Source organism: Sinorhizobium sp. M4_45, assembly GCF_002885915.1.
Classification (GTDB): Bacteria; Pseudomonadota; Alphaproteobacteria; order Rhizobiales; family Rhizobiaceae; genus Sinorhizobium; species Sinorhizobium meliloti_A.
In genome coordinates this window covers 31,208-55,727 of sequence record NZ_NWVE01000003.1, presented here as the reverse complement: position 1 = coordinate 55,727, position 24,520 = coordinate 31,208, and the positions used below count along the sequence as shown (strand labels likewise).

At 62.7% G+C, this 24,520-nt stretch carries 21 protein-coding genes; 6 read left to right on the top strand and 15 right to left on the bottom strand.

Going from position 1 to position 24,520, the window contains the following annotated elements; genetic code table 11:
- Nucleotides 1-5 precede the first annotated feature (5 nt).
- The 7 genes from CN933_RS10535 to CN933_RS10505 form a co-directional block, all read right to left on the bottom strand.
- Nucleotides 6-1,106, bottom strand: a complete 1,101-nt coding sequence (locus tag CN933_RS10535) for a glycosyltransferase family 4 protein (RefSeq protein WP_102761449.1) — start codon at nt 1,104-1,106, stop codon at nt 6-8.
- Nucleotides 1,107-1,405: 299 nt separating this feature from the next.
- Complete coding sequence (locus CN933_RS10530) at nt 1,406-2,302, bottom strand: LysR family transcriptional regulator (RefSeq protein ID WP_013850166.1); 897 nt, start codon at nt 2,300-2,302, stop codon at nt 1,406-1,408.
- A gap of 121 nt (nt 2,303-2,423) precedes the next feature.
- Nucleotides 2,424-3,950: an ABC transporter ATP-binding protein gene (locus CN933_RS10525; protein WP_102761448.1), complete on the bottom strand. Its 1,527-nt coding sequence runs from the start codon at nt 3,948-3,950 to the stop codon at nt 2,424-2,426.
- A gap of 9 nt (nt 3,951-3,959) precedes the next feature.
- A complete protein-coding gene (locus CN933_RS10520) occupies nt 3,960-4,892 on the bottom strand; it encodes an ABC transporter permease (protein ID WP_102761447.1) in 933 nt (310 codons plus the stop codon).
- Nucleotides 4,893-4,900: 8 nt separating this feature from the next.
- The gene (locus tag CN933_RS10515) at nt 4,901-5,998 is read right to left on the bottom strand and encodes an ABC transporter permease (RefSeq protein ID WP_102761446.1); all 1,098 of its coding nucleotides are present in this window, start codon (nt 5,996-5,998) and stop codon (nt 4,901-4,903) included.
- Nucleotides 5,999-6,147: 149 nt separating this feature from the next.
- Nucleotides 6,148-7,131, bottom strand: coding sequence for a BMP family protein (locus CN933_RS10510; protein WP_102761445.1), 984 nt, complete (start codon nt 7,129-7,131; stop codon nt 6,148-6,150).
- Nucleotides 7,132-7,183: 52 nt separating this feature from the next.
- Complete coding sequence (locus CN933_RS10505) at nt 7,184-8,482, bottom strand: amidohydrolase family protein (protein WP_180980702.1); 1,299 nt, start codon at nt 8,480-8,482, stop codon at nt 7,184-7,186.
- A 467-nt stretch (nt 8,483-8,949) separates the two neighbouring features.
- On the opposite strand from CN933_RS10505, the gene CN933_RS10500 reads away from it, so the two are divergent.
- Genes CN933_RS10500 through CN933_RS10480 form a run of 5 tightly spaced genes read left to right on the top strand, consistent with a single transcriptional unit; the run spans nt 8,950 to nt 14,488 of the window.
- On the top strand, nt 8,950-9,729 hold the full coding sequence (locus CN933_RS10500) for a GntR family transcriptional regulator (RefSeq protein ID WP_018095914.1): 780 nt from the start codon (nt 8,950-8,952) through the stop codon (nt 9,727-9,729).
- A gap of 49 nt (nt 9,730-9,778) precedes the next feature.
- Nucleotides 9,779-10,642 (top strand): FAD binding domain-containing protein, encoded by an 864-nt coding sequence (locus CN933_RS10495; protein WP_102761443.1) that lies wholly within the window; start codon nt 9,779-9,781, stop codon nt 10,640-10,642.
- Nucleotides 10,639-11,124, top strand: a complete 486-nt coding sequence (locus CN933_RS10490) for a (2Fe-2S)-binding protein (RefSeq protein ID WP_018095912.1) — start codon at nt 10,639-10,641, stop codon at nt 11,122-11,124. Before CN933_RS10495 ends, CN933_RS10490 begins: the two co-directional genes overlap by 4 nt.
- Nucleotides 11,121-13,439 carry a xanthine dehydrogenase family protein molybdopterin-binding subunit gene (locus CN933_RS10485; RefSeq protein ID WP_102761442.1) on the top strand — a complete coding sequence of 773 codons (2,319 nt, stop codon included), beginning with the start codon at nt 11,121-11,123 and terminating at the stop codon, nt 13,437-13,439. Before CN933_RS10490 ends, CN933_RS10485 begins: the two co-directional genes overlap by 4 nt.
- Nucleotides 13,439-14,488, top strand: a complete 1,050-nt coding sequence (locus CN933_RS10480) for a CobW family GTP-binding protein (protein WP_102761441.1) — start codon at nt 13,439-13,441, stop codon at nt 14,486-14,488. The genes CN933_RS10485 and CN933_RS10480 overlap by 1 nt, the downstream gene beginning before the upstream one ends.
- 209 nt (nt 14,489-14,697) lie before the next feature.
- Here the strand turns inward: CN933_RS10480 and CN933_RS10475 are convergent, their stop codons facing one another.
- The 5 genes from CN933_RS10475 to CN933_RS10455 all read right to left on the bottom strand — a co-directional run bounded on the left by CN933_RS10475 (nt 14,698) and on the right by CN933_RS10455 (nt 20,252).
- Nucleotides 14,698-16,089 carry a nucleobase:cation symporter-2 family protein gene (locus CN933_RS10475; RefSeq protein WP_102761440.1) on the bottom strand — a complete coding sequence of 464 codons (1,392 nt, stop codon included), beginning with the start codon at nt 16,087-16,089 and terminating at the stop codon, nt 14,698-14,700.
- Between the two features lie 78 nt (nt 16,090-16,167).
- Complete coding sequence (locus tag CN933_RS10470; RefSeq protein WP_102761439.1) at nt 16,168-16,800, bottom strand: UbiX family flavin prenyltransferase; 633 nt, start codon at nt 16,798-16,800, stop codon at nt 16,168-16,170.
- A gap of 30 nt (nt 16,801-16,830) precedes the next feature.
- Entirely contained in the window at nt 16,831-18,204 is a 1,374-nt protein-coding gene (locus CN933_RS10465) for a UbiD family decarboxylase (RefSeq protein WP_102761438.1), read from the bottom strand.
- Nucleotides 18,205-18,344: 140 nt separating this feature from the next.
- Nucleotides 18,345-19,286, bottom strand: coding sequence for an amidohydrolase family protein (locus CN933_RS10460; RefSeq protein WP_018095906.1), 942 nt, complete (start codon nt 19,284-19,286; stop codon nt 18,345-18,347).
- Between the two features lie 39 nt (nt 19,287-19,325).
- The gene (locus CN933_RS10455; RefSeq protein ID WP_018095905.1) at nt 19,326-20,252 is read right to left on the bottom strand and encodes an amidohydrolase family protein; all 927 of its coding nucleotides are present in this window, start codon (nt 20,250-20,252) and stop codon (nt 19,326-19,328) included.
- 311 nt (nt 20,253-20,563) lie between these two features.
- On the opposite strand from CN933_RS10455, the gene CN933_RS10450 reads away from it, so the two are divergent.
- Nucleotides 20,564-21,058: a DUF2243 domain-containing protein gene (locus CN933_RS10450; protein ID WP_102761437.1), complete on the top strand. Its 495-nt coding sequence runs from the start codon at nt 20,564-20,566 to the stop codon at nt 21,056-21,058.
- 17 nt (nt 21,059-21,075) lie between these two features.
- Here the strand turns inward: CN933_RS10450 and CN933_RS10445 are convergent, their stop codons facing one another.
- The 3 genes from CN933_RS10445 to CN933_RS10435 are packed head-to-tail and all read right to left on the bottom strand — an operon-like array spanning nt 21,076 to nt 24,519.
- The gene (locus tag CN933_RS10445) at nt 21,076-21,957 is read right to left on the bottom strand and encodes a dihydrodipicolinate synthase family protein (protein WP_102761436.1); all 882 of its coding nucleotides are present in this window, start codon (nt 21,955-21,957) and stop codon (nt 21,076-21,078) included.
- Nucleotides 21,957-23,603: an ABC transporter ATP-binding protein gene (locus tag CN933_RS10440; RefSeq protein ID WP_018095902.1), complete on the bottom strand. Its 1,647-nt coding sequence runs from the start codon at nt 23,601-23,603 to the stop codon at nt 21,957-21,959. The genes CN933_RS10445 and CN933_RS10440 overlap by 1 nt, the downstream gene beginning before the upstream one ends.
- Nucleotides 23,596-24,519 (bottom strand): ABC transporter permease, encoded by a 924-nt coding sequence (locus CN933_RS10435; protein ID WP_018095901.1) that lies wholly within the window; start codon nt 24,517-24,519, stop codon nt 23,596-23,598. Before CN933_RS10435 ends, CN933_RS10440 begins: the two co-directional genes overlap by 8 nt.
- Nucleotide 24,520: the final 1 nt, after the last annotated feature.

Sequence of the window (24,520 nt, the reverse complement as noted above, 5' to 3'; positions counted from 1 at the left end):
CGGTATCAGGCGACCCTGGTAGAGCCGGGGCCTGCCCCGCTTTCGTTCGCCGCATGGATCGGCAGGACCCTTTGAGCGCCGCCTGCCAGGGCGCGATAGAGATCCAGATAGTCATCTGCCATGCGTCGGGCGGTGAAGCGTCTGTCGAAGGTCGCCCGGACCGTGTGGCGATCGAGCCGGTCGAGATCGCGGACCGCCTTCACGGCCTCCTCCATGCTGTCGACGATGAAGCCCGACACGCCGTGGTCGATGACCTCCGGCACCGAGCCGCAGCGGAAGGCGACCACCGGCGTGCCGCAGGCCATCGCCTCGATCATCACCAGCCCGAACGGTTCGGGCCAGTCGATCGGGAAGAGAAGGGCACGTGCGTTGCCAAGGAATTCGCCCTTCTGACCTTCGTCTATTTCGCCGATGAATTCGACGTTCGGATAGCGCCGGACAAGCGGCTCGATCTCGTTCAGCCAATAGGCCGCGTCCGCTTTGTCGACCTTGGCGGCGATCTTCAGCGGCATGCCGACCCGGGCAGCGATTTCGATCGCGCGGTCGGGCCGCTTTTCGGGCGAGATGCGGCCAAGGAAGGCGAGATAATCGCCCCTCGGCTGGCCGGTGAAGGGAAGGACGTCCGGAGCCAGACCATGATGGACCGTGGCGATCCAATTGACCGGCGGCATCGGCTTTCGCTGGTCGTCGGAGATCGAAATCAGGGGAACATCCGGGAATGCGGCATAGAAGGGCTGGAGGTCGGGCAGATCGAGGCGGCCGTGCAGCGTCGTCACCGTCTTTCCGGCGAGGTTGCGAACGAGGGGAAAATGCAGGAGATCGATGTGGAAGTGCAGGACGTCGAAGCCGTTCGCCAGCCGGCGCACTTCCTCCAGCATCAGCATGTGATAGGGAATCGGGTCCAGAACCGCAGGGTTCAGTCTCAGCGCCATATCCGAGCAGGGAACGAGCTTTGCCGAGGTCATCGAGTCGCCGCTCGCAAAGAGGGTGACCTCATGGCCCTGCCGGACGAGCTCTTCCGTCAGGTGGTGAACGACGCGCTCGGTCCCGCCGTAGAGCTTCGGCGGTACACGTTCGAACAGCGGTGCGATCTGGGCTATCTTCATGAGCGACGCTCCTTGGATCGGGATGTCATGAAGCGTTGTGAGCCTCCGTTGGGAACCTCCGGGGCGGACAACATCTATGATCTAGTCGATGCGCCGGGCGCTTCAAGAGCAACGGCGAACCGACGCGGCCGGATGACGCCGATCTGTTCTTTATGGACGTGGGGCTCAGGCCGGCGCGCGGCCGGGCTCGTCATGCCGACCTTCGACGAGGTCTTCGCCCCGCACCGGTCGGCAGTTGATCTCACACACGCACGTCCGGTCGGAAGGTCGCTCAGCACTTTTCCTGAAAGTGGCCTGCATCACGAGAGTTTGCGGCTCGCTCCCATGAGAAATTCCTTCATTTTCGCCGCCGCCGGCGAGAGCATGGGTTGGCGGTATTGCAGAATGGAGATGTTGCGGCTGATGACAGGATCCACCAGCTCGACGATCCGGACGTCCACATTGGTCGTGAGCTGGCGGGAGTTTTCCGGAAGGATCGCTATACCCAGGCCTTCCGCCACCATGCTGATCGCCGTCGTCGAGAATCGCACCTCGTATCTCGTCTTGACCTCGACACCGGAGGCGATCAGCGCTCGATCGACGAGCCCGCGCAGGGGGTTGTCCTTTGCCAGTCCGATCAGGCCTTCGCCTGCGAGGCTTGCCCAGCTCACCTGCCGCGCCTTCGCGAACCTGTGGTCGGAGCGGCAGATCAAGGTGAGCTGGTCACGCATCAGCACGCTGGCCTGAATCTCCGGATCGTCGGCGGAAACGGTGCCGATGCCGAGATCCGCCTCGTTCCGCTTCAATGCGGAGCGGATCTCCTCCTCCGGCATGTCCCGCACCTGTACCGATATGTCGGGATAACGCTTGACGAAGCGCGCAATGACCGGCGGCAGCAAGGTCGCGGCCAGCACGATTGCCGCCGCGATCGTGACCCGGCCGCGTTGCAGGCTTGCCAGTTCGTGCACATTCGCAACCGCGATCTCGAGATCCGACATGACCTTGCGGGCCTGGGGCAAAAATTCCGCTCCGGCCGTCGTAAGGCTGACCATGCGTGTGTGCCGGTCGAAGAGCCGGTGCTTGAGGGCAACCTCCAGATCCTTGATCAGGATGCTGATCGCCGACTGCGTCAGTCCCAGGTGGTCGGCCGCCAGATGGAAACGCCCGAGTTCGGCCACGGCAATGAAGGCCTGCAACTGGCGAAGTGTCACATTCATCGGTACTTCTCTGCCTCGCGCCAGGCAGCAGCGCTGCCTGTTCCCGTTCCGCTTGAGCCAAGTTCCCCTTTTTCTGGCGCAAAAACAATGGATGTACCCGCGATCGCCTTGGACCGGTTCGTCAAGCTGCCGACAGCGGAGATTTGCCGGCCATCAGCAACCCGATCTCTTCCAGACGGCTGCGGTCGGGCGGAATTTCGCCGACGAGGCGGCCTTCATACATGACGAGGATGCGGTCTGAGAGCGTGAACAGTTCCTCGAGCTCCGTGGATATCAGCAGAATGGCCTTGCCGGCGCTGCGCTGCTCGAGAATCTTGTGCATCACCAGCTCGGTCGCGCCGATGTCGATGCCGCGCGTAAGCTGATTGATCAGCAGGAAATCGAACCGGCGGTCCAGCTCCCGCCCGACGACGAGCTTCTGCTGATTGCCGCCCGACAAATTCCGGATGCGGTCCCCCGGTCCCGACGCCTTGACCTTGAAGCGCCGCATGAGATCACGGGTCTGCTTCGTGATCTCATTCAGGTCGAGCAATCCACGAGAGGAGAAGGGCGCCTTGTCGAACCGCTGGAGGATCAGATTCTCCGTCAGTGGCAGCGGCAACACGATGCCCATCCTGTGGCGGTCCTCGGGGATATGCGCCATGGGCAATTGATTGATCTCGTGGGACGACAGGCCCGCCAGTTGGGTCCCGTCGAGCGCGACGCTGCCGGACGCCACCGGAAGGAGCCCCGTCAGGGCCAGCGCCAGCTCGCTCTGGCCATTGCCGGAGACGCCCGCGATCCCGACAATTTCATTGGCTCTGACCTCGAAAGATACGTCTCGCAGTGCCGGAAGCCCGGCTTCGCCGTCGCAGCTGAGATGCTCGACCGACAGCACGACACGACCGGGCTCGAGAGGTGCGCGCGGCAAATCCATCAGTACGTCTCTGCCGACCATCATGCGCGCCAGTTCGCGCGCGTTCGTCTCGGACGTTTTCACGGTACGAACCACCTTGGCATCGCGCATGACGCTGACGCGATCGCTGACGCGCATCACCTCGTCCAGCTTGTGCGAAATGAAGATGACCGTCTTTCCGTCCGCGACGAGTTGGCGAAGCAGATGCAGCAGGCGGTCGGTTTCCTGAGGCGTCAGGACCGCGGTCGGCTCGTCCAGGATCAACAGTTCGATGCCGTGGTAGAGCACCTTGAGGATCTCGACCCGCTGCTGTTCGCCAACCGACAGGCTGGAGACGAGCGCGTCGGGCGCCACGTCGAGACCGTAGCGGTCGCTGAGCTCCAGAATACGCGCATGGACCGCCTTCATGTCGCGGATCATCCTGAAAGGCGAGCCCTGGCCCAGCAAGTAGTTTTCCGCGACCGTGAGGTTGGGGACCAGCATGAAGTGCTGGTGCACCATGCCGATACGATGTTTGATCGCTTCGCGGGGAGAGCCCAGCTTGAGCGGCCGGCCCTTGAAGACGATCTGCCCTTCATTGGGTGAGAGAACGCCGCAAAGAATGCTCATCAGAACGGTCTTGCCGGCGCCGTTTTCGCCGAGCAGCGCGTGAATCTCGTTCTCCTCGACGTCGAGGGTCACGCCGGCGCTGACGATGAGCGGTCCGAAACGTTTATGGATGCCATCCATCAAAAGCAGTTGTTTGCCGGTCATTTCTCCCCCTCAGCTTTTCTTGTAGGCGACGCCGAGCATGCTCGGTGTGTCGACCCGGTTTCGGACGAATATCAGCGCCGCGATCGTCATGACGTAGGGCAGAGCCTGGAAGAGCTGATAGGGGAGGAAGAGCACCGGCTGCGCCTGCAATTGCAGCTGCAGCGCATAGAACACCCCGAAGAGCAGCGAGACGATGAAGGCGCCGATGGGCGACCATCTCGCAACGACCACCACCGCAAGGGCGATGAAGCCGCGGCCTGAGGAAATGCCTTCGACGAACTGGTTGGAGTGGGCGAGCGTCAGAAAGGCGCCGCCGAGCGCCGCGAGCGCCGAGCAGATGAGCACCGCGCCGTAGCGGTAGAGAGCTACGCTGCGCCCCGAAACGTCGACAGCCCTGGGATGCTCGCCGACAGCGCGAAGCGTCAGGCCGAACGAAGTCCTGTAGAGCACGAAGACGGCAAGCGCGGCCACCGGAAGCGTGCTGTAGACAAAGGCGTTCTGCCGGAAGAACGCTTCGCCGAAGAACGGCAGATCGCTCAGCCACGGCAGATTGATTGGCCTGGCGATCTCGATGCCCTTGCCGGCCGAGGAAAAATAGGCGCGGAACAGAAAAGCCGTCAGGCCGAGGCCGAGCAGGTTGATGGCAGCGCCCACCACGATCTGGTCCGCCTTGATCGTGATGGTGAAGAACGCAAACAACAGGCCGACGAGAACACCCGCCGCGATCGCCGCGGCGACTCCGAGCAGGATGCTTCCGCTGGTGAAGGCGGCGGCGAAACCGGCAAAGGCACCCGCCAGCATCACGCCTTCGAGGCCGATATTGAGGACGCCGGCGCGCTCGGAAAACACTTCGCCGATTGATGCGAACATCAGCGGCGCTGCCAGCCGCCACGAGGCTGCGATGGTCGCGGCGAGAAAGCTCAGGCTTGCTACATCTTCCATGGGTCCACCTATTCGGAAGGGCGCATCGACGGGATCCGCAACACGGCAAATCCCACGACCGAGAGAATGACGATGCCCTGGATCACGAGCACGAGAACCTGAGGCACCTGCGCCGTGATCTGCATGAGCTCGGAGCCGCTTCGCAGGATTGCAAACAAGAGGCCCGAGAAGACCGCTCCGATCGGATTGTTGTTTGCGAGAAGAGCGACGGCGATCCCTTCGAAGCCGTAGCCCGGAGAGATCGACTGAAAGAGCCGCCGGGTGACGCCGGCGATCTCGAAGGCACCTGCGAGCCCGGCCATGCTGCCGCTCAGGCAGATCGACAGCATGATGTTCCTGGGAACGCTGATCCCGGCATAGCGCGCGGCGTCCGGGCTGATGCCGACCACCCTCAGCGCATAGCCCCGGGTGCTGCGAAACAGGAAAACATACATCACGACGGCAAGCGCCAGGGCGACGAGGATGCCGATGTGGAGGCGGGTCGGCGGCAGGATGCGCGGCATCCACGCCTCCTGGACCAGCCGGGCGGATTGCGGATAGGCCGCAGCCGCATCCCGCAACGGGCCGGTCACGAGATAGCTCGTCATGATGATGGCGATGTAATTCAGCATGATCGTCGTCACGATCTCGCTCGCCCGGAAATAGACCTTCAGAAGTCCGGCGATCGCCGCCCATGCCGCACCGGCAAGAGCGCCTGCGAGCATGACCAGCGGCACATAGGCCCATGCGCTCAACCCGTCGAAGGAAACGCCTACGGCAGTTGCGGCGATGGCGCCGGCATAGAATTGCCCCTCGGCGCCGATGTTCCAGATGCTGCAGCGGAAGGCGACGCAAAGGCCGACGCCGATCAGGATCAGGGGCGTCGCCTTCAGGAGAATTTCGGCGATCGAGCGGGTGTCCTGGAAGACGCCAAGTACCATCACGTCGATCACGGCGCGTGCTTCGTAGCCGTTCAAGGCAAGAAGCGCCGCCCCGCATGCGAGAGCCACAACGACAGCGGCGACCGGCTGGATGATCGTGCGTAAAGGACCGAGCAGGCCTCGCCAGAGGGCGCCATAGGCCTGGGGGACAACCGCCAGCGGCTGTCCGCTTTCACTGTTTGCCATGAGTTTGCTGCCTTCGGATTAGGAAAAGCCTGAAGCTTTCCATCGAACAATCGATCGAAGCGGTTATCGTGGCCGGATGGGGCGCATGCGAACGGCCGGGCCGACCCGATCCTTCGGGCAGTGCCCCATCCTTCTTGTACCTGCGGGCGTTATTTCTGCCGGGTCTTGATTTCACCGGCTGCGATCTTGCCCTTCACCTCATCGACGTATTTGCGTACGTCCTCCGTCACCGGATTTGCAGCCTGCTCATTATAGGTGAAGCTCATGACGTCGGCATCTTTCAGGCCGAATTCGACATTGGTCGTCGGCATTTTGCCGTTCTTGATGTCCCCGACGATGCGGATGACGCCCCGGGCATAGTCGGCGACGTAAAGCCCGAGGATGTTCTTGGGAGCGACCGAGGTGTAGTCGCTGAAGATGCTGAACGTCTTGACGTCGGCACCGGATTCCGCGGCTGCCTGGAATCCCCCCACCGTCGCCCCTGAAGCGTTCGGCAGCACGAAGTCGGCCCCCTGCGAAATCAGGCTGAGGCTTGCCTCCTTGGTCGCGGTCGCGTCGGTGAAGTTGCCGATATAGACTTCACTGACGGGGAAGTCCGGCGCGACGCTTCGCACGCCGTTGGTGAAACCCTCGAAGGCCTCCTTTATCGGCGGGATCTCCATCCCTCCGACGAGACCCGCCTTCTTCCCCGTCTTGGCCGCGATCACGCCCATCAGGTAGAAAGGTTGGCTCGTATCCGTGTTGAGGCCGATGACATTTCCCTCGGATATGTAGCTCGAAGAAATGAGAAAGACCGTATCGGGATATTCCGGCGCGACCTCGAGAGCGGCATCCTGAAACTCGAAGCCGTGCCCGAGAATGACGTTGTAGCCCTGGCTGGCGAAGTCGCGGAAGGCTTTCTCGAAGGATGCAGGGTTCTGCTGCAGCTCGACATAGCTGACCTCGGCACCAAGTTCCTTCTCCACGCCCTTGAGCGCGTTGAAGCCTATCCTGTTCCATCCTTCTTCCGAAATGCTGCCGGGAACCAGCAGTCCCATCTTGAACGACGCGCCCCCGGCGAAAGCCGGCCCGGCGGCAATGAGCGCGGCCATTGCGACCGCCGACGCCAAACAGCCTCTTCTGGTAATCATCATGATGCTCCTCCCTTCCTCTCCTCATCATGCCCGTCCGACGGCTTGTTGCCGTTCAGGGGACATCTTCCAATGCGCGTATGGCCTCCATGGCAGGCGATGCGGGTGCTGCAACCGGCCGGCCTTTCGCGAGGACCTGCATGCAGTCGGGACCCCCGCTGACGAGCGCGCTGACATCCTCGCAATCGGTGACGACGAGGTCCGCCCAGGCGCCCTCGCGGATGCCGTAATCGGTGCCGAGGTTCATCATGCGTGCCGGTATTGCGGTGATCATGTCATAGGCGGTGGCAAGCTCGTCGCCCCGCAGATGCCCGGCAAGCAGCGTCCAGCGCGCGATCTCGAGCATGTCGCCCGAGCCGGTCGGCACGAACGGGTCCTGGATATTGTCGGATGCGGTCGCGATGGCGACCCCCGAACGGATCAGTTCGGCGACGCGCGTCAGACCGCGGGGCGGCAACATGTCGTGGCTGCGGCCCTGCAGGTAGAGATTGGCCGCAGGCAGTGTCACGACGGCGATGTCGAGATCGACCAACTGGTCGCGTATGCGCTCGAATTCCTTCCTCGGCAGCGCGCTCAGGACGGATGCGTGCCCGAGGAGAGTGCGACCCTGCAGGCCAAATCTCCGGACCCGCTCGAACACGGCGTCGAAAAGCGGCCGTTCGGGGTTCAGGTGTTCGTCAAGGTGCAGATCGATGGGCCGGCCATGCCGCTCGGCCGCGGCGAAGAGGATGTCGAGATACCGCATCGGGTCCTCGGCGACTGCCGGGGTGCCCCCGACCGCGTCGGCCTGTTCGACTGCGACATCGATGTTCTTCTCCAGCCATTCGATATCCTGGTTGGGATGCGGCGTCATGAACGCGACGAGTTGCAGCGTCAGCCGGTCCGCCCATTCCGATCTCAGCCGTGCCAAGGCATTGATGCCGTTGAAGCCGGCATCCTTGTCGACATTGATGTGGCTGCGGATCGCCGTGGTGCCGCGGGCAAGGCAGCGTTCCATGGTCCGTGCCGCACGTCGCGTCACGTCTTCTTCCGGCGCCTGGCGGGCATATCTGGCGAATGCCTCCCGCGCTCCCTGCAAGGTTCCCGAGGGATTGGGCGTGAATTTGAGGACGCCAGTCTTGTCCAGATGCTGGTGGACGTCGACGAAGCCCGGCGAGACGAGCGCGCCGCAGAGATCGACGCCGAGCACATCCGGGCCTGCTTCCAGGCGATGGCCGATGCTGGCGATGCGCCCGTCTTCCCCTATGAGAATGTCGCGTTCAGCGCCTGCCGCGTCTTCACCGGCGATGCGGCAGCCACGCAGGAGAAGTGCACGGCGGGCACCGCCATGACGGGTTCCGAGAACCGTATGCATCGAGTGACTCCATTCCATTCCGTCTGGCCCATTCCGTCTGGCCCATTCGATCTGTATGGAGACTAAGAAGCGGCGATTATTGAGGCAATTTCATAATAGATATATATTGTTTCGGTTTGCTTATGAATTCTCCGGCAGCTCCGCGTCGCCCAGTACAGCGTACGGCTGCGAAAGAACTAAAATAAGATAATGGCGTGCAAGTCGCCATTCCATCCACAGAAAGTCAGTTGTAACAGGATAAAAACGGATTTTTCACCGGAGTTGGAACCGATGGAATTCCGAATGTGATTTTATTGAGCCAAATTTAGTCATGGTAATCCGTCGGAAAAGCGAGCAATCTGCAAGGATTACGCTGTAAATACACCGGAAGAATGAATATAGGTGGCGACATTGCCGAATAATAGCATGACGTTGACATCTGGTCGTCCAAGTATAGATTGTTGACAATCTAATCTGGAGTGTTTCGAATGGCAGCGTCGCCCTTTCTCAGGAGTGCAAGATACCGTCCCCCTGCCGGGGCCGCGATGAGCGGGCCTGAGGCCGAGCAGCGTGTCGTCCAGGTCATCGTCGAGGCGATCATGCATCATCGGGTGGCCCCCGGCGCCAGACTGATCGAGCGCGAGCTGGCCATCGCCTCCGGCGCCAACAGGTCGGCCATACGCAACGGGCTCATGCGCCTGGCGCATGCCGGGCTGGTGGAACTCAGTCCCAACAAGGGAGCGTCCATCGCCATGTGCTCGCCCGACGAAGCGCGACAGATATTCGACGCGCGCATCGTGATCGAGACAGCGACGGTCGAGAAGCTCGCCGGCACGATCGGCGAGGCGGAGCGTGCGCACCTGCGGTCGTTCGTGGAGGACGAACGCAACGCCTATGAAGAGGGCCGCATGGAAGAAGCCCGGCATCTGTCCCGGCGGTTCCATCTGCTTCTGGCGGAAATGGCCGGCAACGACGTGCTGACCGGGGTGATACGCGACCTCATCAACCGCCAGCCGCTGCTCTCCTGGTCAAGGCCGGACACCGAGCCGCGCTTCTGCGGCAATCACGCGCATTCCGAGATCGTCGAAGCGATAGCAAGCGGAGATGGCGAAAGGGCCGCCCGCCTCAACACGGAGCACCTGCGGGCCCTGGAACGTGAACTGGTGGCCGATCGAGCAGCGGCCATGCAGGCGTTTCGCTCCGTTCAGGCTAACGCGGGGTCCGGCGAAACCGCACGAGGGGAGGATGGCGACCCCGGTTTCGATTGAATCAGTGCGGCACGCGGCGGCGACCGCTGTTTTTTGGGAGGAGGAATGCATGAAACCGTTCGAATATTACGAGCCGGCAAGCCTGGCGGAGGCCAGCGATCTGCTGAGGCGGCTGGGCAAGGATGCCAGCATCATCGCGGGCGGCACCGATCTGCTGGTCGAGATGAAGGAGGAGCTTCGCAGCGTCCTTCACGTCGTCAACATCAAGAAGATCCAGAACCTGAGGGATTTTACCTATGATCCGGCCGCCGGGCTTCGCTTTGGCGCGCTGGTGACGGTCCGGGAGATAGAGACCTCGCCGCATGTCGTCGGCAACTATCCGAACCTCGCCAAGGCGGTAAGCCTCCTCGGCTCGGTGCAGGTGCGCAACCGGGCGACCGTGGTCGGCAACATCTGTCGCGCCTCGCCCTCGGCGGATACGATCCCGCCCCTGATCGCCGACAGCGCCAGCCTGACCGTCTATAATGGAGGCACCGAGCGGACCGTTCTGCTGGAGGACTTCTTCACCGGTCCCGGCCGGACTGTTCTTTCGCCCGGAGATATCGTCACCGGCATATCCCTGCCGGCGCCCCGCCCGACGAGCGGCCGCGCCTACATCAAGCACGGCCGCCGCAAGGCGATGGAACTCGCGACCGTCGGCGTTGCCGTCAGTATCGAACACGCGGCCGGGCACTGCTCGGACATCCGCATCGCGCTCGGCGCCGTGGCGCCGACCGTGATCCGCGCCCGCAGGACCGAGGACCTTCTCAGGGGACGGAAGATCGACGCGGCGCTGCTGGCCGAGGCTGCGGAAAGCGCAATGCAGGAAGCCACTCCCATCGGCAATGTGCGCGCAAGCGCGGCCTACCGCCGCGACATGGTCGGCGTGCTTACGCGCCGGGCGATCGGCTACGCCATGGGAGGTGCACAATGAACCGGCGCGTTTCGATGACGGTCAACGGCGAGGCCCGTGAACTCGCGGTTGCTCCCAACCGTACGCTGCTCGACGCGCTGCGCAACGAAGGCAGTCTCACCGGAACCAAGAAAGGCTGCGACGTCGGAGACTGCGGCGCCTGCACGGTCATCATGGACGGAAGGCCGGTCAATGCCTGTCTGGTGCTCGCCGTCGAGGCCGAAGGCGCGACGATCGAGACCATCGAAGGCCTGCAGCCGGCTTACGACCGGCCGCACCTGCTGCAACAGAAATTCATGGAGCACGGCGGTGCCCAGTGCGGCTTCTGCACGCCGGGCATCATCATGATGGCCAAGGCGCTGCTCGACGAAAACCCGGACCCGAGCGAGGACGAAATCCGCTTCGCTCTAGCCGGCAATATCTGCCGATGCACCGGCTACACCAAGATCATCGACGCTGTTCGGGCCACGGCCGAGGAACTGAGAAAGGCGGAGACACTATGAACACATATGAAAGGATCGACAGAGACCTGTCCGACCGGGACTTCACCGTCGTGGGCAAGAGCGTCAAGCGGTCCGATACGCTGGAGAAGGTCACGGGGACGGCCAGATATGCAGGCGACGTCGCCTTGCCCGGCATGCTCCATGCCAAGATGAAGCGCAGCAATGTCGCGCATGCGCGCATCAGGAGCATCGACACGAGCAAGGCGCTGGCGCTCGAGGGGGTCAAGGCGGTGCTGACGCACCAGGACGTCCCACGCGTCCTGCATGCGGGCTCGCCGCATCCGCGCTCGGCATCCGTTACCAAGGACCAGTATATTCTCGATGACAGGGTGCGATATTGGGGCGAGGGCGTCGCCGCCGTCGCCGCCGTCAGCGAGGAAATCGCCGAACGCGCGGTCGCGCTCATCGAGATCGAGTACGAGCCCTTGCCTGGCCTTTTCACCATCGAAGCCGCATCTGAGCCCGGCGCTCCGCCGATCCATGAGAACGGTCTCGACCGGAACCATGTGCTGCCGCCGGTCTTCGTCACCCGCGGCGACGTCGACAAGGGTTTCGCCGAGGCGGATCTTATCCTCGAGCGCGAATACGACCTCGGCCGCCCGACACCGGCCTATATGGAGCCCAATGTCTGTGTCAGCCAGTGGGACGGCAACGGCAAACTCACCATGTGGACCTCGACCCAGAGCGCATTCATGGTCCGCGGCACGCTTGCCGAAGTGCTCGGCGTACCGCTGAACAAGGTACGCGTTATCGTCGATCACATGGGCGGCGGCTTCGGCGCGAAGCAGGATCTTTTCCAGAACGAATTCCTCTGCGCCCTGCTTGCGCGGCAGACGGGGCGTCCGGTCAAGATGGAGTTCAGCCGCAAGGAAACCTTCCTCGGCGGCCGCTCGCGTCACCCCGGCAAGATATGGCTGAAGCAGGGCTTCACCAAAGACGGCCGGATCGTCGCACGCGAAGCCAGGATCACCTTCAACTCCGGCGCCTACGGCTCGCACGGTCCCGGCGTCACCAATGTCGGCACTGCAGCGCTGACCTCGCTCTACCGCTGCGAGAATGTGCGGCTGGAAGGCCGCTGCATCTATACCAATTCGCCGATTGCCGGCGCCTTTCGCGGCTACGGCGTCGTTCAGACATATTATGCGCTCGACCTCATGATGGACGAGGCGGCCGAGAAGCTCGGCTTCGATCCGGCCGAGTTCAAGCTGATGAACGCGGTACGCGAGGGCGACATGGCACCCTCCGGGCACCCGATCGTCGGACATGGCCTCGGGGATTGCATCCGCCGCGTCATGCAGGAGACGAACTGGCACGACTTGCGCATGCGAGAGAAGCCGGAAGGCGTCAGGCGCCGCGGGATCGGGATCGGCTGCGAAATGCACGGATCCAGTGCCTATCCGGGTATCAAGGAACAGGGCAACGCGATCGTGAAGATGAACGAGGACGGAACGGTGACGCTGATCACCGGCACCGCCGGCCTCGGCACCGGCGCGCATACGGCGCTGTCGCAGATCGTCGCCGAGGAACTCGGCGTGCCCTTCGAAGCCGTCTCGGTCGTCCAAGGGGACACCGATATCGTCCCCTGGGATATCGGCGCCTTCGCCAGCCACACGACCTATCTCGGCGGGCGGGCGGCTCAGCTCGCAGCCGCCGACGTGCGCAGACAAGTGCTCGAACACGCCGCGCCCCTGCTCAAGACCGAGCCCGAGGATCTCGCGATCCGGGACGGTTTCGTGGTCGTCACCAACGGCTCGAACCGCAGCATCCGGCTTTGCGAGGCCGTCGGGCCGCAACGGGGAATGCCGGCGGTGCAACTGGTCGGCGTAGGCACCTATATGCCGACGAAGTCCTACTCCTTCGCCGCCCATTTCGCCGAAGTCGAGGTGGATACCGAAACCGGCGAGGTCGCCGTTATCGAGGTGGTGCCGGTACACGAGATCGGCAGGGTCATCCATCCGATCGCCGCGGCCGGACAGATCGAGGGCGGCATTCAGCAGGGCATCGGCCACACCCTCAGCGAGGATTATGTCATCGACCTTACCGATGGCCGTTCCCTCAATCCGAGCTTCGTCGATTACAAGATGCCCTTGTCGATGGACATGCCGTCGATCCGCACCATCATCCTCGAAACGGCGCCGGATCCCGGCGGTCCCTACGGTGCCAAGGGCGTCGGGGAGGATCCGATCATCGCGATCGGGCCGGCCATCGCCAACGCCATCCACGACGCCATCGGCGTCCGCTTCCACCACTACCCGATAACGCCGGAGCAAGTGTTGAACGCCCTCAAGTCCAAAGCCAACGAAACGAGGCAGTGATGCAGACCAACCATCTTCAGGACAGCAAAATTCCCGTCACCATCCTGACCGGCTTCCTCGGCGCCGGAAAGACAACGCTTTTGAACCACATATTGACGGAACGACACGGTCACCGCATCGCGGTGATCGAGAACGAATTCGGCGAGGTGGATGTGGACTCGGATCTCGTGCTCGCCTCCGAGGAAGAGATCTACCAGATGAAGAACGGCTGCATTTGCTGCTTCGTCGATGTGCGCAACGATTTGATAGAGGTGCTGCAGAAGCTGCTTGCCCGAAAGGACAATTTCGACCACATCCTGGTCGAGACCAGCGGGCTTGCCGATCCGACTCCCGTCGCGACGGCTTTCTTCATCGATGATGAAATCGGCAAGCACGTAACGCTGGACGGCATCGTGACGCTGGTCGATGCCAAGCACATAGGGCAGCATATCGACGATCCAGTCCTGGACGGACGCGACAACCAGGCCGTCGATCAGATCGTCGCCGCCGACCGCATCATCATCAACAAGATCGACCTCGTGTCGGAGGGAGAGATCGCTCCGCTCGAGCGCGGCATGCGCAAGCTCAACCAGACCGCCGAAATCGTACGCTCGAGCTACGGCAAGGTGGAGCTGTCGAGCATTCTCGGCATTTCCGGCTTCGCGCCGTCCTACGTCGCCGAACGCGCCAAGCTGCTCGACCTCGATCACCATCACCACCACGATCATCACCACCATAACCATCATCTGCATGACGCGACGGTCAGCTCGGAGTCCTTCGTCTTCGACCGGCCTTTCGACCAGCGCCGGCTGACGGACTATCTCTCGGGCCTGCTTCGGGAGGAAGGCGACGACATCTTCCGGACCAAAGGCATCATAGCGATTGCCGGCGATCCTCGTTTCTTCGTGCTGCAGGCGGTGCACAAGCTGATGGACTTCCGTCCGGACCATGTCTGGGGGAAGGACATGCCTTACACGAAGCTGGTCTTCATCGGCCGAAACCTCGACCGCGCCGCGCTGGAAAAAGGGCTGGAGCTTTGCCTTGCCTCGGCGGGCAATACGGATAATTGATCCGGGGGAATGACCAATCCGCCGAGGCCGGGAGGCTTCGGCGGATTTGTCATGTTTGGGCGGGAACAGCGGATCTCACTTGCCGCAGCCCGGCCGGAAAAGGCGAGGGCAGAAGGGGGTATCCTCACCCGCCGTTGATTGCATAAAACCGCACTGCCCCCGGCCATGGCCGGGGGCAGTGCATGCCGTGCATTCGCTTGCGGGTGCGCCTAGCCGGGATGCCGCATGGCGCCCTCACCGACCAAATCCGGCTGCACCTCCTCGCGCGGAGGAACGCCGTTGAAGAGCAGGTTGAGCAGCACCGCCGAGAAGGTTCCGACGAGAACGCCGCTGTGGAAGAACCGGTCGATGAACTCCGGCAGCTGGGCAAAGATCTTGTCCGCGACGACCGGGATCATCGCGAGGCCGACGCTGACGGCGACGATGTAGAGGTTGCGGCGGTTGTCCACGAAGTTGACCCGGGCGAGAATCTTGACGCCCGTCGCCGAGACCATGCCGAACATCACGATCGCGGCGCCCCCGACGACATAGCTCGGTATCGACGCGGTGATGAATGCGATCTTCGGCAGGCAGCCGAGAAGGATCAGGACCACGCCGCCCGCTGCAACGGCCCAGCGGCTCATCACACCGGTGATCTGGAGCAGGCCCACATTCTGGGCATATGTGGTGTATGTGAAGGTGTTGAATATCCCGCCGATAATGTTGCCGAGACCATCCGTGCGCAGCCCGCGCGCCAGGTCGGCTTCGCTGATCGTGCGGCCTGCCATGTCGCCGACGGCCAGAATCTGGCCGGTCGCTTCGATCATCATGACGATCATGACCGTGCAGAGCGCAGCCGTCGCCCATAGGTCGAATATCGGCATGCCGAAGGCGAACGGCGTTACGACCGTGATCCAGCTCGCATCGGCAACCCCTTGGAAATCCACCTTTCCGAAAGCCACAGCGATGGCAAATCCGATCCCTATGCCGAACAGGACGGCCAGGTTCGCGAGAAATCCCTTGAGAAAGCGGGTCATCAGGAGAATGGAGACCAGCACGATGGCAGCGACCGCAAGAGCGAAGGGCTGACCGTAGGCCGGATTGGGAATGAGCCCGTCCGGGCCTTTTATCATGGGTTGACCACCCGCCGCCCAGTTTACTCCGACCCGCATCAGGGACAGGCCGATGACCAGCATCACCGTGCCGGTGACCACCGCCGGGAAGAAGCGAACCCAGCGGCTGAAATAGGGGGCGGCCAGAAGCGTGAACACGCCGGATGCGATGACCGCACCGAGAACGCCGGGCATTCCGAGGTCCGGATCCGTGCCCGTGGCGATGATCGGGGGAACCGCGGTAAAGCCGATGCCCATCATGATCGGCAGACGCGCGCCGACGTTCCAAATGCCGAGACACTGGATGAGGGTGACGATGCCGCAGCAGAAAAGATCCGCGCTGATCAGCATGGCGATCTGATCCTTGGAGAGATTCAGCGCGCTGCCGATGATCAGGGGAACCGCGATGGCACCGGCATACATCACCAGGACATGCTGCAGGCCGAGCGCCGCCAGTTTCGGCGCGGGAAACATTTCTTCGATAGCATCGCACTTCGAGTCCGTATTCATTTCGCTCCTCCCATTATTTTTCCAAGAGCCTAACGCCGAACGCCGACCCTCCTCCGGCCGGCGAACGGGCGGTATTCCTCACCTCATCTTCACCTCGATATCTTCACGTGGGCGGGAAGGGACGGCAGCGCGCCGCCCGGTCCAGCGATGTGCGAGCCCGGTATCGATATCGAACAGATCAAGGACGCGTGCCACGGTATGATTGACCATCTCGTCCAGCGTCTGCGGACGGGCATAGAAGGCCGGGACGGGGGGACAGATGATCGCCCCCGCCTCCGTCGCCTGGGCCATCGAACGAATATGGCCGATGTGCAATGGCGTCTCGCGCAGCATGAGAACCAGCCGGCGGCGTTCCTTCAGCGTTACATCCGCCGCCCGCGACAGTAAGCCGGAAGTTACGCCGGTCGCGATTTCCGACAGGGTCTTGATCGAGCAGGGTGCAACGATCATCCCCAGCGTGCGGAAAGAACCGCTGGAGCACGAGGCGCCGATGTCCTTGTTGGAATGGACGCAGCAGGCGAGGGCTTCGACGTCGGCGACCTTGAATTCCGTTTCCATCGCCAGCGTGATCTGGGCGGCACGGCTCATCACGAGGTGCGTCTCGATGTCCAGATCCCGCAGGATTTCCAGGAGCCGGATGCCGTATATCACGCCGGAGGCGCCGCTGATGCCGACGATGATCCGCTTTCTCTGTTCCCGGTCCGCCTTCATCGCTCTCACCTCCAAGCGTCGCCATTTTCTTTAAGGACGGCCGAATTTCGCGAGAATCGCCGAAGCGCGGTCGAACGCAGCCTCGTCGATCCTGGCGAGCACGCCGTGAAAATCAGGCCCGCGGGTCGCGTCGAGGCCCATGCGGGACGTCGTACCGATACCGGATGCCGAAGGGTCGAGCGCGTTGCCGGGCAGCCCTTCGATGATGACGACATCCTTGTGCGGCTGGAAATGGGCGGACATGGCCCAAAGCACGTCGGAGTCCCGCGTTATGTCCACGTCGGCATCGACGGCGATCACGGTCTTCAGATAAGCGTCCCAGCCGAGCAGTCCGAGCATGATCTGGCGGGCCTCGCCGGGTCTCGTCTGGTTGAGGGCGACATAGGCGTGAAAATGCGTGCCGGATGCCGGATAGTGGACCGCCGTCACGCTCGGGAAGCGCTGCTTCAGCTTTTCCACCATCTCCGCCTCGCGCGGAACACGGCCGAGATTGAGATGTTCGGACGAGTTGCCGCCGGCGACGCTGACAAGGATGGCGTCCTTGCGGCGCAGCAACGTCTCGACGCGAAACAGATTGTTCGTCGATCGGTCGGACGAGTAGCCCGTGAACTCTCCGAAGGGCCCTTCGGCAACCTGCGTTTCGGGCTCGATCACCCCTTCCAGTACGATTTCGGCATAGGCCGGAACCCGGATGCCGTATTTCGGCGTCCGTACCACCTCGAGCGGCTCGCCCATGAGGCCGCCGGCGACGTCGCGCTCGTCCTCACCGAACGCCAGGCGCGCCGAGGCTGCGATCATGAAGAGAGGGTGCGCGCCGATGACCATGGCGACCTTCAGGTTCTCGCCGCGGACCTTGGCCAAGTTGAGCAGCCGCCACAGATGTCCGCGCGAATGCAGGCTCGTCGCCAGCTCGTTCTTCGAATGGATCATGGCGCGGTGATAGCTGAGATTGCCGGCGCCGCTTTCGGGGTGCTCGGCAATGATTATGCCGCTGGTGATGTATTTCGCTCTGTCCGTCGCGAAGTGCTTCAGCATCGGCAGCGTGCCTAAATCGATGTCGTGCTCTTCCACGCATTCGGTGACCGGTCCGCTGTCGACCAGCCGCGGCGGCAGGGCTTGCCGCGAGCGTGCCTGATAGGCTTCGTGCAGCCGGTCCTGGGAGGTCCCGAACATCCGCGCGATCCGCTCGCGCGATCCGAAGGTGTTGGCAATCACTTCGCCGCCGACGCCCTCGACGCTGCGGAAATGCAGGAGCGGCGCCCGGCCTTGCTGGTTGAGCTTCCAGATGAACGCCGATGCGTCCTGGTCGTCCGTGATACGGTCTTCGATGGTGAGTACGTCTTCGGGATACGCCTTCCGGTATTCCCGGAGAAAGTAGCGGACGTCCTGGCTGCCGAACTCCATAATACTGCCCTTCGCGGTGTCGTTACTTCACATGAGCGGGCAGCGGCCTTGGAGGGAGCCGCTGCCCTGGAGCGGGATGAGGAAAATGCGAGCGATGTTCCGCCCGAATCCCGCTCTGACTGGGGATCGACCGGGGCCGATCAGGCAGGAGTAGGCTGGCGCTCCTCTCGCCTCAGACCCGCATAGGTATCGGTCAGGCGCGCCTGAGCTTCCTCGAGATTGCGTGGCGGAGGGGTCGGGTCGATGCCGACGAGCTTGGCGATGTTGTTGCCGAGATAGCCCTCGAGATCGTCCTCGGAAAGCCCGAGGCCGTGGGGCGGTTCGTGGCAGAGAACCTCGAGCTCGCGCAGCCACATGCCGGGTTCGTTTGGCGGCGAGTCCGTACCGAAGACGATCTTGTGTTTCGGCAGCTCTTTCGCGAATTCGACGATGCGGGATTGGAAGCACCAACCGGACTCGCAGTAGACGTTGGGTGTGTCCATCGCCATCCAGAAAGACTCGAACGAGTAGTTGCCCCCGGTCTGGATCCCGAAATGCCCGATGATGAAATTGACCATCGGGAACTCGCGAATGATCGGATAGAACATCGTCGGAATAGTGTAGGGCCCGTCACCGGTGTGGATGAGCACGACCACTCCGAGTTCCGCGCACTTCTTCATCGCCGGGCGAAGCCAGTCGAGGGCCCGGTCGGGCCGGTAACCATGCATGTTGGCGTGCAGCTTCAGCATCTTGAAGCCGTATTCCTTGACATGGAATTCGAGCTCGGCCGCGCCGTTTTCCGGACCCCAGCGGGGATTGTAGTTGAAGTTGCCGATGAAGCGGTCCGGGTATTTCTGGCAAAGTTCGGCGATATACGCCATGTAATCGCGGATGCCTTCGCGGCCCATGCGGTTGCCGTCGCGATAGCCTGTATTGCCGGGCGGCGGCTGAATGAAGCCCATGTCGATCCGGCGAGGCTTGCCGTTGATCATATAGGGTCCGTCCATCAGTTTCAGCATGCGCTCGCCGGTGAAGGGCGTGCCGGTGTGGCGCCATGCCTCGTCGACCAGATTGGTCGGGTGGAGGTGGGTATCGATGATCATGCTATTTCTCCGATTTCATGAAACGCGCGTGCGGAAGGCTCACGCCGGCTGAAGGCTGGCATGGGTGCCCTTGAGGCGGGCCTGTGCCTCCTCCAGGCTGCGCGGCGGCGGTGTCGGATCGAGACCGATCATCCGGGCGATGTTGTTGCCGAGGTAGTCCTCGAGCGTATCCTCGTCGAGGTTCAGCCCCTGGGGCGGCTCGTGGCACAGCACCTCGAGAAGGCGCAGCCACATTCCGGGCTCGTTCGGGGGCGTGTCGGTGCCGAACAGGATCTTGTGCTTCGGCAGCTCCTTGGCGAATTCGACGATGCGCGACTGCAGGCACCAGCCGGATTCGACGTAGATGTTCGGCGCATCCATCGCCATCTGGAACGGCTCGAAAACATAGACGCCCCCCGTTTGCACGCCGAAGTGCCCGAGGACGAAATTGACCGACGGAAACTCTCGAATGATCGGATAGAATTCGGTCGGGATGCTGTAGGGGCCGTCGCCGGTATGCACCTTTACGATGAGGCCGAGATCGGCGCATTTCCGCATCGCGGGTCGCAGCCAGTCGAGCGCCCGGTCGGGGCGGTAGGCGTGCATGTTCGCCTGAAGCTGCACCATCTTGAAGCCGTATTCCTTGGCGTGGTGCTCGATTTCTTCGGCGCCGTTCTGGGTGCCGTAGCGCGGATTGTAGACGAAACAGCCGAGGAAGCGGTCCGGATATTTCTGAACGAGCTCGACGGTGTAGGACATGTAGTCCCGGATCGCCGCCTTGCCGGTCAGATCGCCGTAGCCGTCGGTGTAAATGGTGTTGCCCTGCGGGGGCTGGATGAAAGCTTTGTCGATGCGGCGCGGCTTCCCGTTCACATAATAAGGGCCGTCCATCATCTTGAGGAGGCGCTCACCTGTAAAAGGCTCGCCATCGTGCCGCCAGGCCAGATCCACAATCTTGGTCGGGTAGCAGCTAATGTCGATAATCATCAGTCTCTCCAAAGTTGCCGTCAATCCAATTCACGGATTGTCCGTGAGCGAAGCGCCCCGGAGTTCGACGTCAACTTTGCTGAAGGCGAGGTCAGAAAGATCCGTCGGGCTGCGGTCTGCGCGATCGCATGCCAGCAATTCCCGACCGGATGTTGTATCGTGAGATACTAACGCGGCTGACCGCTTCTACTGACGTGGAGAATATTAAGACAGCTTAGGCGGAATGAAAAGTACATTTCATCAAACTGATCAATTAATAAATATTTCGAAAGAATGCATTCTGTGAGTGGTTGCTGAGCGGAGTACAGATATTGGACGACACCGCAAAAGAAAACGGAGAATTTCCCGCTGCGGCCGGGATACTCCTGGGCCTGGGGCTCGGGGGCTTCTTCGACGGCATCGTTCTGCATCAGGTGCTGCAGTGGCATCACATGCTGAGCAGCGCAGGCTTTCCCCCCGACAGCCTCGAAAATCTGAGATTGAATACGTTCTTCGACGGCCTCTTCCATGTGGCCACATACGTCTTCGTCGTGCTGGGCCTGATCGTCCTGTGGCGCCGTGGGCGGCTGACGCCCCTGCTTTGGTCGGCAAAGCTTGTTGCCGGTACCTTCCTCATCGGGTTTGGTGCCTTCAACCTGATCGAAGGCACCCTCAACCACCTGATCCTCGGCCTGCACCACGTCAACGAGACGGTGCCGCGGGACCAGTGGCTCTACTGGGACACAGGCTTTCTGCTCTGGGGAGCCTTGATGCTGATTGCCGGATGGGTCCTGTACAGGTCCGGTAAACGAGAGCTTTCGAGATGACGGCTAGGGGAACCGCCTCACAGCAGCCGGTGCCGCACCAGAATCTCCCGAATGCTTGCGTCCTGCTCCTGGCTCGGGAGCAGCGCCGGCTGGCGGGAGGCCCCGACGGAGGGATCCTGCAGGTAAAGCGAGCGCTTGACCAGGGCCGGCGGGAAGCCGAGGGCGTAAAGTTCGGTGCGGAAGGCGGTGTAGAGTGCCTGCTGGCGTTCCGCCTCGGCAATGTTCCCGTTGTTGAACGCGCTGAGAATGCCGGCGAGGACCTCCGGCATTGCATTGCCGAGGCCGGAAATACAGCCGGCCGCACCGTTCTGCAGCGACCAGAGAACCAGATGGTCGGGCCCGGAATAGACTTCGAAGCCCGGCACGCCGCGCGCCACCTGCAGATAGGCCTCGAGCGTATCCTGCGCACCGCCGGAATCCTTGATCCCGGCGATATTGCCGTGCGAGGCAAGCTTCAGAGCCGTCTCCGGCTCGATATGGTTCTGGGTGCGGGAGGGAATGTCATAGAGATAGACGGGGGTCTCTACGGCATCGGCGACCGTCGAGAAGTGCCGGATCAGGCCGTCCTGCGTACAGGCGATGAAGAAGGGCGTGATGACGGCGATGCCGCTGACGCCGATGCGGTCGAAGGCGCGCGCGAGCTGCAGCGTCTCGAAGGTCGCGGGCATGCCGGCATTGACGATGACATCGACGCGTCCGCCGACCTCGTCGACCACCTCCTCGGTGAGCCGGATCTTCTCCTCGTGCGTGAGCGCAGTGAAATCGCCATTGGTGCCGGCGCACATGATATTGTTGCCGGCGGCGACCTGACGGCGCACCTGGGCGCGGGTCGCCTCGTAGTTGATGGTCTCGTCCTCGTTGAAGCAGGTGACGAGGGCGACGAAGGCTTTCTTGGACATCAGTGACTCCGCTTTGGGATGAGAATGTCGGCAGCCCCGGCCGGCACCGATGCGAGGTGGCCGGCCTTTGCATCCGGATCGGGATTGAGGCTGGCCGCGAGAAGGGCGCGGGTATAGGCCTGCCGCGGCGTATCGAAGACCTCGCGAACGGTGCCGAGCTCGACGACCTCTCCCTGCTGCATGACCATGACATAGTCGGCGAAATCGCGAACGACCGGCAGGTCATGGGCGATGAAGATGAAGGCGATCCCCATCTCGCGGCGCAGCCTGTCGAGAAGCTCGATCACCTGCGCCTGGACGGAGACGTCGAGCGCGGAAACGGCCTCGTCGCAGATGATCAGCTGCGGCTCGAGCGCAAGCGCCCGGGCAATGGCGATTCGCTGGCGCTGGCCGCCTGAAAACTGGTGCGGATAGCGGCTCATGTGTTCGGCCGAAAGGCCGACCTGCACCAGGAGCTCCGCCACGCGTTCACGCCATTTCGCCTTGGGCAGGATGTCCGGATGGATGACCCAGGCCTCGGAGATCAGCTGGTAGACCGTCATGCGCGGGTTAAGCGATTGGGTCGGGTCCTGGAACACCATCTGGAGGTCGCGCCTGAGCTTGTAGAGCTCAGCCGGCGAAAGCGCGAACAGGTCGCGGCCCTTCCAGAGCGCCGTGCCGCTATCCGGCTCGTCGAGACGCAAGAGGGCCCGGGCAAGCGTCGATTTGCCGGAGCCGCTTTCGCCGACGACAGCCATTGTCTCGCCGGGCATGAGATCGAAGGAGATGCCCTTCAGCGCTTCGAAGGAGCCGTAGGTCTTGCGCACGTCGCGCACGCTGAGCAGGGGTTCGGCGCGGGCGCCGGGTTCGTGCATCGCGCCCTTGCCGGGGGCGGCGGCGATGAGCTTCTGCGTATAGGGATGCTGCGGGTTCTTGTAGATCTCGCGCACGGTTCCCGCTTCGACGATGGCGCCCTTTTCCATCACGACGACCCGGTCGGCGATCTCGGAGACGACGCCGAGATCGTGGGTGATGATCAGCACCGCCATGCCCGTTTCGCGCTGCAGCTCCTTCAGAAGCTTCAGCACTTCCGCCTGCACGGTCACGTCGAGCGCGGTGGTCGGTTCGTCGGCGATCAGGAGGTCCGGCCGGAGCGCCAACGCCATGGCGATCATGACGCGCTGGCGCTGACCGCCGGAGAATTCGTGCGGATATTTGCGCATTGCCCGCTCGGGCTCGGGAATCCCGACGCGGCGAAGGAGCCGCAGCGCCTCTTCGCGCGCCTTGCTGCCGGCGAGCCCGTGCGTGGTCATGGCTTCCGAGATCTGCCAGCCGACGCTGTAGACCGGATTGAGATGGCTGAGCGGATCCTGAAAGATCATGGCGACCCGGCGGCCGTTGACCTCGCGCCGTTCCTCGGCAGGCATTGTCAGCAGGTCCCTGCCGTCGAGCAGGATTTCGCCGGCGCTGATGCGGCCAGGCGGCATGTCGATGAGGTTCATGATCGCCGAGGAGGAGACGGACTTGCCGGAACCGCTTTCACCGAGGATCGCGAGGGTCTCTCCCTTGTCGAGGTGATAGGAGATCGACTTCACCGCATGGACCACGCCGGTCGCGGTGTGGAACTCGACGGAGAGGTTGCGGACCTCGAGCAGATGTTCAGCCATTTTTGCCGCCCTTCATTTCGAGACGCCAGCGCTGTACCGGATCGAGCGCGATCCGCATCCAGTTGGACAGCAGGTTGAGCGACATGGTGGTGAGAATGATGGCAAGGCCGGGCCAGAAGGAGAGCCACCAGGCATTCGTGAGATATTGCCGGCCCTGCGAGATCATCAGGCCCCAGGTGATTTCCGGCGGCTGAATGCCGATGCCGAGGAAGGACAGCGCGCTTTCCGCCAGCATGACATAGGCGAAATCGAGGGTGGCGAGCGTCGTCAGCGTCGGCAGCACGACCGGCAGGATGTGGCGGAAGAGGATGCGCTTGCTGGAGGCGCCCATGACCCGGGCCGCCTGCACGAACATGCGTTCGCGGATCTCCAGCACTTCGGCCCGCGTGGTGCGCAGATAGACCGGAATGCGGGTGATGGCGAGCACCAGCATGAGGTTGAGGATCGAGGAGCCGAGCACATAGAGCACGATCACCGCGATCAGCAGAGACGGGAAGGACATGATCACGTCGGCGAGACGCATGATGATCTGGCTCATGCGCGGCGAGGAAAAGCCGGCGATGAGGCCGAGAACGGTGCCGATCACCGAGGACAGGATCACGGCGCCGGCGGCGACCATCAGGGTGTTCTGGGCCGCAACGATGATTCGGGCGAAGAGCGGACGGCCGAGCGCGTCGGCGCCCATCCACCAGACCCAGGCGCGGGTCCAGTCGAATGGCGGCAGATTGCGGCCGCGCAGGTTCTGCTTCGTCGCCAGGTCGCCCAGCCAGGCCGGGCCGATGACGGCTATGACGAGGATGACGAGAAGAAAGATCGCCGCGCAAAGCGCGAACTTGTCCGCCAGCAGCATGCGCAACATGCGGACCGGGAAGGACGGCTCTGCGGCGATGACATTGTCGGTGGTTGCCAGGGTCATG